The organism is Undibacterium sp. SXout20W (assembly GCF_049340285.1).
Lineage (GTDB): Bacteria > Pseudomonadota > Gammaproteobacteria > Burkholderiales > Burkholderiaceae_D > Undibacterium.
Map to the genome: position 1 here is coordinate 1 of NZ_JBMPPH010000075.1, position 9,349 is coordinate 9,349.

Consider the following 9,349-nt stretch of genomic DNA (forward strand, 5'->3'; position numbering starts at 1 on the left):
GGTGAGATGTGTGTAGTTCATTATGCAATTTCGACTGGCCGGTCAAAAAGGCACAAATGCTATCGCATCTTGCCCTCATTAACCGGTACCGTTCATAAATTGCACTTCATCCTAGAATTCGCCTTATAATCATCCTTTTTGTTATTGGGAAACTTTTCTTTTAGGCGACCAAATTCAGGCGTCTACATTACCCAAAGAAGCTGCCTTCAAAGCGGCAACTATAAGTTTAGCGGCTCCCTGGAATTATACAATCCGTCCACTAACGAAAATGGGCATAGAATAGACCTACAAAAGTATTAAGTAGTCGCGGTTTTATAGCGGCAATTCAACCGCTCTATAGTAGGAGAATTCTATGAATGGCAAAAAAATTGCTCACTTAGCCATGATTGGCCTACTTCTGTTTAGCCTATGTGCATGCCAAAGTTGGGGCGTGGGCTCTGTGCAACCCAGGCAAACCGAAGCCGAAGTAATCAAGAAATTAGGTCCTGCCACCCATATTTACAGCAATGGCGACCAACACATTCTGGAATATATGCATGGGAGAATGGGACAAGTCACGTTCATGGCGACCTTTAATCAAAACGGGGTACTGCTTTCTTACCAACAAGTATTAACGATGGAGACGTTCTCTAAAATCAAGATTGGTGAAGCTGATAAAGCAACGGTATTAAGAACGATCGGCGCATCCAGCCTGACTAATTTTTACTCGCGCACAGGCCTAGAAGCATGGTCGTATCCATTTAAACAGGATGGTGCATGGGACAGTTTGATGGCAGTGTATTTTGATAGCAATGGTATCGTGACAAAATTAGAAAATGGCCCCGATCCACTTTTTGATCGCGAAAGCCGCGGACGACGTTGATGCAATGGTGTGATTTATGAACCTGTAATGCTGCCACGAATGCTGCCACGAAACTAATTCAAAAGAACTATTGCTGCCTAAAAAAGAAGCCCGCACAAGCGGGCTTCTTTTTTAGACAAAATCGATGTCGACCTGCCGACAATTTTTGCTGTTATTTTTAGTCAGTACGCATACAACTAATCTGTCGGAAGCTACCACCATTTATTTGTACAGAGCGCCCTGAATCAGAAACGATTTCTTCTGGCAGGGTGAAACCTATGCTGGTACTGATATCGGCGTAATTCTCCCACTGCAATTTACCGTAATTGACGCTGCCGTTGATGACACGGCCTGCTGTGCGAATTTGAATTTTTTCGCCGCCATGCTTATAGTACAGCGAGAATTTTCCGGTATATCCCGGACACTCAAATTGCGTCATCGGCGCAGGTGCGGGAATAAAACTCTTACCGAAATGCGTAAATACAAAGATAAGCAAGGCTGTTAAACATATACCGCCGATCAAGAAACCGTTCTCTCTTAATTTACTTAATAGACAGGATACTTCGGCCGGAATTTCCTCAAACTCGCCTTCTTCATCCTCTTCATCCGCGTCATACTCTTCATCCCCATCATTCGCTTTATCCGCTTTATCCTGAACATCATCGTCGCGTGTCACGACAACGTCTGACACGGTCGCAATAAGGGAAGTATTTTCTGGACTAGATGCCTGATTAATTCCAGCATCATTATCGAGGGTAGTGTGATTGGTGACACTATCTGGAATCACAGAAGCGGTGATAGAAGTGGTGATAGAAGTGGTGATAGAGGCGGTGATAGAGGCGGCGATAGAGGCAGGTAGTGTTCTATGCAGTGCACTATTGTTGTCTGGCGATTCTACGGTTACTTGAGGTAGATTTTCTTCTTGTGAAGAAGACATAACCGTAACGCTCTCTGCAGATGCTGATGTTTGGGACATCGCCAGAATACGCGCTGACCGATCCGCTTTTTTTCTTGCAGCCAAGTCGTTAATTCCCCACGCCTGGCGTACATCTTTGACGATTTTGCTTTGTACCAAAACAAAAATGGCGCTGAGTACGGGGATTAGGACTGCCAGCCCTGGCGATTGTGTATTTACCCAATCAGCAATTAAAGGATCAGCAACGGCAATGTCACCCGCAATCCAACCTAACAGCGCCGCCACGCCAGGAACTAATACCGGGTAGCGGTTTAATAAACCTGTGACGAAGAAGCTGCCAAACATCAACAAGGGAATACTGAGTAATAAACCGAATACCAAAAAAGCCATGTTGTCTTGTGCCACGGCTGCCAGTGCGACCACATTATCCATACTCATGACGAGATCAGCGACAACAACGATACCTACCGTTGACCATAACCTGTCAGTGACAGTTTTTTCGTTATCTGCATCTGGATTTGTGTTTGCATCAGGACTTACATCTGCCGCCTCATCTATACTTTGCTCTTCATCCACCAGTAACTTGAGTGCGATGTATACCAGTGCCACGCCACCGATCAAACGTAACGAGGGCACGGTCAATAAATAACTCACGACGGTCGTCAACACAACACGCAGTAAAAATGCGAAACCGGTTCCCATCAAAATAACCTGACGCATTTGATTTTTCGGTAAGCGACGACATGCCAGTGCGATCAATACCGCATTATCACCACTCAAAATCAGATCAAGAAAGAACACTTGTAGTGTCATTCCTATCGCATGCATGATGCCATCAAAGCCCATTATTTCTCCTTTTGATTGCAGTCATCAAAATACCGTTCATGTGAGTATCCCGGCAATCCCGGCATACAGCCCAAACCCCGCAGTCAGGACAAAAAGCACGCAAACCACCGCGCCGTAATACCCTCCCAAACGCAAAGATAGTGGCAATTCTGTCCGTGCCAGAGAATACAAAAATCCCAACACGATTGGCAACAACAAAGCGTTGATGACGCCTGTGGCAATCGACAAATGAATCAAATTAATTCCTGAACAAACGAGTCCGCCTCCGAGTACCAACATGACAGCAAAGGCCATGTAAAACCAGGGGGCATCTTTTGGTTGCTGTTCCAATGAATGACGCACACCAAGCACCTCGCCTACTGACCACGCCGCCGTAAGGCACACAACGATAGTGGCAACCATGGCGCTCCCCGTCATGCCGATGACAAAGACGATGTGGCCGACGGTATGACCCAGCACAGCCGTAAACGCGTCAGCGATTTGCGGCACGGTTTCAAGTACCACGCCATGTTGACCAAATGAGGCAGCAGCGGCAACTAAAACGGCCGCCTGCACCAACTGGCACAAGGTAGCGCCAATGATGGTCTCAGTGCGGGCAATTTTTAAATGCGACAGGGACAAGCCTTTATCTAACAGTGCCGACTGTTGATAAATCAAGGTCCATGGCATGATGCTGGTTCCCAGATTTGCCGCCATCAGATAAAGAAAACGATGATCATGCATCGGCATTTCCTGAATTTGCTGCACCACCTGCTGCATGTCGGGATGTGCTTTCCAGGCGACCACTAAAAATGCGAGGCCAAACAAACCGAACGCTATCGCAATTTTTTCAACCGAACGATACGAGCCCGTCCACATCATCGTAAAAATCAATACCACCACCAATGAGATCGTCTGCCAGATCGGAATATTCAATAACTGACCAGCGCCAGCCAATCCGCTCATTTGCGTAAGCAACGCCCCAAAACAACTAATAATCAACGTCGACAAGGATAAAAAAGCCATCCCGCGCCCAAAGCGTTGACGAATCAGTTCACCATATCCCTTCCCGGTGCCAAGCGCCAATCTGATCGATAATTCCTGTGCAATGTACAGCAAGGGAATCAACACAATTTGCATGAGTAGCAAACGATAGCCCCATTCAGCGCCACTTTGTGCTGAGGTGATCAGGCTACCGGCATCAGCATCGGCAAACATCACTACCAAACCGGGACCTACTGTCACGGCAATGCGCATTAATCGCTGGCGGCTACTATGATGAATTCGCATCGGGGATTTTAAGATAAGGAAAAACGCGACTGCCAGCACTTAGAAGCAGTAGCGTTTTGATTGTCTTCTGGGTAAAGCTTACTTTTCAACGCTTACCACCACTGTTCGGAGTATCCGACGGCCCCGTTTTAAAATCGCGTAAAAATTCAGCATCTGGCGACAACATCAATGTTGGTGCTGAATCAGCGAGCGATGTGCGATAAGTTTGCAACGATCGATACAGCTTATAAAATTTCGGATCCTTACCAAACGCCGCTGCAAAAATCTGATTGGCCTGTGCATCTGCCTCACCGCGAGTAATATTGCTTTGACGCTGCGCCTCCGACAGAATGATCGCCCGTTCGCGATCAGCAGAGGCTTGAATTTGCTGCGCCCATTCAAACCCTTGCGCGCGTAACTCTTTGGCTTCACGTTCACGTTCGGATTTCATCCGGTCATAGATCGCCTGGCTAGTTTCTAGTGGCAAATCAGCCCGATGGAAACGTACTTCTGTCACCTCAATACCCAATGGGCGTGCTTTTTCTGTGACTTCTTTTTGTATCCGTTCAACAATCTTAGGACGGTCTTTGGACAACAAGGCGGGCAACACAACCTGACCTAATTCACGGCGTAAAGAAGAACTAACCAATTGCGACAACTGTGTTCCAGCTTGGTCAAAAGTTCTTACCGACTGATAAAAACGCAAGGGATTAACAATACGGAAATGCGTGTACGTTTCTACTTCTATTCGCTTCTGGTCGCCCAAAATTACTTGTTCAGAGCGCGGCGTCAGGATTTGTAAGCGCCTGTCGTAATAAATCACCGTATCAAGCATCGGAATCTTGGTTTTCAAACCAGGTTCATTGACTGCAGCAATTGGCGCGCCCAAGCGCACCACCAAGGCCTGTTGATCCTCTGAAATCGTATAAAACGCTGATGACAATAGGGACAAACCAACCAGCACCAAAATAAACAATCCCAGCCTTATTGTATTTTTATTCATTTTTTACTCTCACTGCCAGGTGCATTATTGTTGGCGTTATTGTTGGCGTTATTGTTGGCGTTATTGTTGACGTTATTGTTTGCACTGCCTGGTGTTTTCTCAGAAACAGGCATGTAGGGAACAACACCGGATACGCCTTTACCAGATGAATCAATAATGACTTTGCTGGATTTTTTCAATACAGCATCAACGCTTTGCAAATATAAACGCCAAGCTGTGACGTCTTTGGCCTGGGCGTAGCTTTGATAAACGGATAAGAAGCTTTTCGCTTCGCCTTCGGCTAAATTGACGGCCTGGGTTTTGTACGCCTCGGCATCCTGAATGATGTGCGAAGCCTCACCACGCGCTCTCGGCAAAATATCATTGTGATAGGCTTCTGCCTCGTTTCGCGCACGTTCCTGGTCTGCGCGCGCTCTTTGCACATCATTAAAAGCGTCAATGACGGCTACGGGCGGATCAACCCGCTGCAATTGCACTTGCGTGACATAAATACCGGAATGTTCGTTGTCGAGCAGGGTTTGTAGAAGCAGTTTGGTCTCATCTGCGATTTGCTGACGCTTGTCCGACATTGCCGCCTGAATTGGCGTATGACCTATGACTTCACGCAACGCACTTTCCGCAGCCAGTTTGATCGCTTGCTCAGGATTTTTGACTTGAAAAAGATAGCGACCTGCGTCTTTGACTTTCCAAAAAACTACGCAATCGGCTTCGACAATGTTTTCATCGCCAGTCAACATTTGCTCGTCATGCGAGCTGGAAGTCGAATTATCGGCTGAACTGGCGCGGGCACGTCCCAGTTTTAATTCATTGACTTGCGTTACTTTTGGAAAAAGTACCGTGTCAAACGGATACGGCAAATGATAATGCAGCCCCGATTCGGTAGTGTCGATCCATTTACCAAACCGCAAGACAACGCCCTGTTCCTCGGGTTGAACTTTATAAATTCCTGAAAATATCCACGCCAACGCGATCAAACCAGCAATCAGCCCCAGCCCTTTGGCATTGAGAGCAATATAAAACTGCGCAGCTTTGATTTGCACTGCCTGCAATATACTGTCCACTTTGGATTGCTCATTTGTTGCTGACTGTTGTTCTTCCGGCGGCGCTGAAGACATGATGGATTCCGTTTCTTTGAAGCATAGAAGTTGGACGAACCCGTATCATAAACAAAAAAAGCAACGAAATCGGGCAAAACCCTCGCTGGCCAGTTCTAAAGCCGATTTATTGCAAGCTTGATACGGGGAATTCGTTTTATTGCACGATAAATGCCTGGCATGCGGTGGCTGATTTCATCATGAATCATTAAGTACGCATACTCAAATATTGTCAGGCTATCCTTTGAGCAAGCATCTTACTACTCAGCCCTGCAAGTGACAACCAGCCTATTCTTTGGCAAGGCCATCGCTTTACTTGATGTTGATCTTGATCAAGATCAACATCAACATCAACAACAGCTTTTCATTCGACGCCTGATGTAAGGAGGGAGCAACATACCAAATACGCTCATAAACGGTACAGGCCCAGCTTACACGGGCAGGGCAAAATCTCACCGTCATCTACTTTGATTTACTTTTCCTAGAGTCGCAAAAAAGCTAAGTGGTTGCCGGGCCACGCCCAACGTCGTCCAATTCCAATAAGGGACGATCGCTTCACATATTAAAAATAACGCAAAAAAACGATACAAAAATATGCAAAAAAATAAGCTAAAAAATAAGCTAAAAAAACGCCAAAGAAGCGGACATTGAAATGGACTCGGATAACAATATCTACGCAATCAAAAAATCGAGCGCGCGGTCAAAGTGGTAAAGCGCTCTAAAGCGTATGTCCCCGCTAGAGAGTTACCATTGACATCCAAACCCGGCGACCACACAGCTACCGCTAATTCTCCCGGTACCAACGCAAGAATACCGCCGCCAACACCACTTTTTGCTGGCAAACCGACGCGATATGCAAAATCCCCGGCGGCATCATACGTTCCGCATGTCAACATCAGGGCATTGAGGCGCTTGGCAGAACTTGGATCGAGGATCGCCGTATCGCTCCAGGGAATAGTGCCATGCTGCGCCAAAAAGCTACCCGCCTTCGCCAATTCGGCACACGTCATCGTGATCGAACATTGACGGCAATAGCTGTCTATGACGGTTGCAACCGGATTATGTAAGTTACCAAAATCCTTCATCAGATGCGCAATAGCATAGTTGCGATGGGCGGTTGCCCTTTCTGAGTCTGCGACAGCAGGATCGAAATCGATGTTTGGCTGACCTGAAATAGCCCGTGCAAACTGCAAGACGGCAATATCGGATTGCACAAATCGCGTTGACAAAATATCACTAATCACCAAGGCGCCAGCATTAATGAACGGGTTTCTCGGTTTGCCTTTTTCATACTCGATTTGCACTAAAGAGTTGAAGGGATTACCTGATGGTTCTTGCCCGACACGCGCCCAGATGCTATCGCCCTCGCGCGAAAACGCCAGTGCCAGTGCAAACAGTTTGGTAATACTTTGCAATGAAAACTTCTTTTGAGCGTCGCCAATGGCATAAGTACTACCGTCAAGGCAATAAATCGCCATGCCAAACTGCTGTGGATCGATGGTAGATAGTTGCGGAATATAGCTTGCAACCTGTCCCTGCGACAGAAGCGGTTGCACTTCCGCATGAATTGTTTGCAAAATTGCTTGGTAATCGGGGCTCATTCAGAGTGCTCTTTCTTTGCAAATCGGGTGGCTTGCGTTAGTGATCAATATTGATGCCGACGATTTGCAAAGTATCCCATCTAACTAAAAATATTATTTCGAAATGTCGGTCTTATTCCATCGATGCCAAGGTTTCCAATGTGAAGCCTTCGTCGAGCCAGCCAGTAATTCCACCCGGCATCGTTTTTACTGGTCGACCTAACTGTGCCAATCGGATCGCACCACGGATCGCGCCGTTACAATACGGTCCTGCGCAATACGTAACAAACACGGTACCGTCAGGGTAGTCGGTAAGTTTTGCCGGTACGATTTTACCGTGTGGCAGGTGAATTGCGCCGGAAATATGGCCTTGAGCGTATAAACTCGCACTCCGTACATCTAACAATACAAAATCTTGTTTGCCATTGTTCAGTGCTTCATGCACGTCCCAGCAATCGGTCTCAAATTCGAGTAATGCTGAAAAATGCGCTAACGCAGTCACACTGTCAGCGGCGGGCACTTCGGTCACGTAAGACATCATTCACCTCTTGTTTGCTTAATAAGAGGTTTCATTATCCGGCTTCCATCCATGAAATCATAGTGGCAAATATGCCAGTCTACGGTAATATTACGCCATGAAAAATCACCTCGTCGTGGCGCTTGCTTATGATCAGTTATGTACCTTTGAGTTCGGCTGCACGGTCGAACTCTTTGCACTGCAACGTCCAGAACTAGAGGTCGATTGGTATCAGTTCGCTGTTTGCGCCGCCGAGAAAGGGAAAATTCGCGCCGCTGGCGGTATCACTATTGAAGCGCCCTATTCCCTCTCTCTCATCGACAAGGCAGATACCATTATCATTCCAGGATGGCGAAATCCCGACGAATTACCTGCACTGGCACTACTTAAAAAAATCAGAGATGCACATCGCCGGGGAGCGCGCATTTGCTCGATTTGCTCAGGTGTTTTTGTCTTAGCAGCTGCCGGCATTTTGAGCGGAAAAACCGTAACTACACATTGGCGCTATGCAGAAAAGTTTTCGCGACAATATCCTGATATTGAGCTAAAAACGAATGCGTTGTATGTTGATCAGGAAAATATTTTGACCTCAGCCGGATCGGCTGCAGGCTTGGATATGCTGTTACATCTCGTGAGAAAAGACCACGGCTCGCGTATTGCAAACCTGGTGGCACAGCGACTCGTCGTGGCGCCACATCGTGAAGGAGATCAAGCGCAATTTATGCCGCGGCCAATGCCTAAGGATGAGCATGCACGATTGGCAAAATTAATGACATGGATCAGAACGCATCCCGAACTGCCGCATGACCTGAATTCGATGGCAAAACGTGCAGCGATGAGTATCCGTAGTCTACAGCGTCATTTTAATGAAACTACAGGCTTAGCTCCGGGTGCCTGGTTAATTCGTGAACGCGTCGCCATTGCCAAAGAGTTACTTGAATCTCCGGACATATCACTTTCGCAGGTTGCCACGATGGCTGGCTTTGGTTCTGAAGAATCGATGCGACGTCATTTTCGACGCATGGTCCATACCAGCCCACTGCATTACCGTAAGCAATTCTCTGACCTAGCACAGGATGCGGGTGCAAAGAAGGTTTATCATCGGGTTGATTCCGAACTTAATGAGTAATCACTGGGTAATCACTGGGTAATCACTGGGTAATCACTAAGTAATCACTAGGCGGATTCAATTTCGAAGTGCAACCACATGTTGATGCGATTGTAACTGCTTCATAAATACTTGGTGCGGCGTTTTGAAGCCGAGACATTTTCTGGGACGATGATTTAAGCTGTTCATCGCCCAT

General features: G+C 46.9%; 8 protein-coding genes and 1 pseudogene. 2 read left to right on the forward strand and 7 right to left on the reverse strand.

The genetic code is table 11. From position 1 onward, the window contains the following. The first annotated feature begins 352 nt into the window (after positions 1 to 352). Positions 353 to 862: a hypothetical protein gene (locus ACO0K1_RS19575; protein WP_423028800.1), complete on the forward strand. Its 510-nt coding sequence runs from the start codon at positions 353 to 355 to the stop codon at positions 860 to 862. Between the two features lie 157 nt (positions 863 to 1,019). On the opposite strand, the gene ACO0K1_RS19580 is transcribed toward ACO0K1_RS19575, so the two are convergent. From ACO0K1_RS19580 to ACO0K1_RS19605, 6 genes are all read right to left on the reverse strand, one after another. Continuing rightward, the gene (locus ACO0K1_RS19580) at positions 1,020 to 2,603 is read right to left on the reverse strand and encodes a TerC family protein (RefSeq protein ID WP_423028802.1); all 1,584 of its coding nucleotides are present in this window, start codon (positions 2,601 to 2,603) and stop codon (positions 1,020 to 1,022) included. 36 nt (positions 2,604 to 2,639) lie between these two features. Next, positions 2,640 to 3,872 carry an NRAMP family divalent metal transporter gene (locus ACO0K1_RS19585; protein ID WP_423028804.1) on the reverse strand — a complete coding sequence of 411 codons (1,233 nt, stop codon included), beginning with the start codon at positions 3,870 to 3,872 and terminating at the stop codon, positions 2,640 to 2,642. Positions 3,873 to 3,957: 85 nt separating this feature from the next. Next, positions 3,958 to 4,854 (reverse strand): protease modulator HflC, encoded by an 897-nt coding sequence (hflC, locus tag ACO0K1_RS19590; RefSeq protein WP_423028806.1) that lies wholly within the window; start codon positions 4,852 to 4,854, stop codon positions 3,958 to 3,960. Continuing rightward, complete coding sequence (gene hflK / locus ACO0K1_RS19595) at positions 4,851 to 5,969, reverse strand: FtsH protease activity modulator HflK (protein ID WP_423028808.1); 1,119 nt, start codon at positions 5,967 to 5,969, stop codon at positions 4,851 to 4,853. The genes hflC and hflK overlap by 4 nt, the downstream gene beginning before the upstream one ends. A gap of 659 nt (positions 5,970 to 6,628) precedes the next feature. Beyond that, positions 6,629 to 7,549 (reverse strand): glutaminase, encoded by a 921-nt coding sequence (locus ACO0K1_RS19600; protein ID WP_423028810.1) that lies wholly within the window; start codon positions 7,547 to 7,549, stop codon positions 6,629 to 6,631. A 112-nt stretch (positions 7,550 to 7,661) separates the two neighbouring features. Next, positions 7,662 to 8,066 (reverse strand): rhodanese-like domain-containing protein, encoded by a 405-nt coding sequence (locus tag ACO0K1_RS19605; RefSeq protein WP_423028814.1) that lies wholly within the window; start codon positions 8,064 to 8,066, stop codon positions 7,662 to 7,664. 97 nt (positions 8,067 to 8,163) lie between these two features. Between ACO0K1_RS19605 and ftrA the strand changes: the two genes are divergently transcribed. Next, positions 8,164 to 9,174 carry a transcriptional regulator FtrA gene (gene ftrA / locus ACO0K1_RS19610; protein ID WP_423028812.1) on the forward strand — a complete coding sequence of 337 codons (1,011 nt, stop codon included), beginning with the start codon at positions 8,164 to 8,166 and terminating at the stop codon, positions 9,172 to 9,174. A gap of 57 nt (positions 9,175 to 9,231) precedes the next feature. Here ftrA and ACO0K1_RS19615 read toward each other — a convergent pair. Continuing rightward, a pseudogene (locus ACO0K1_RS19615) lies at positions 9,232 to 9,349 on the reverse strand (IS30 family transposase); the annotation flags it as partial.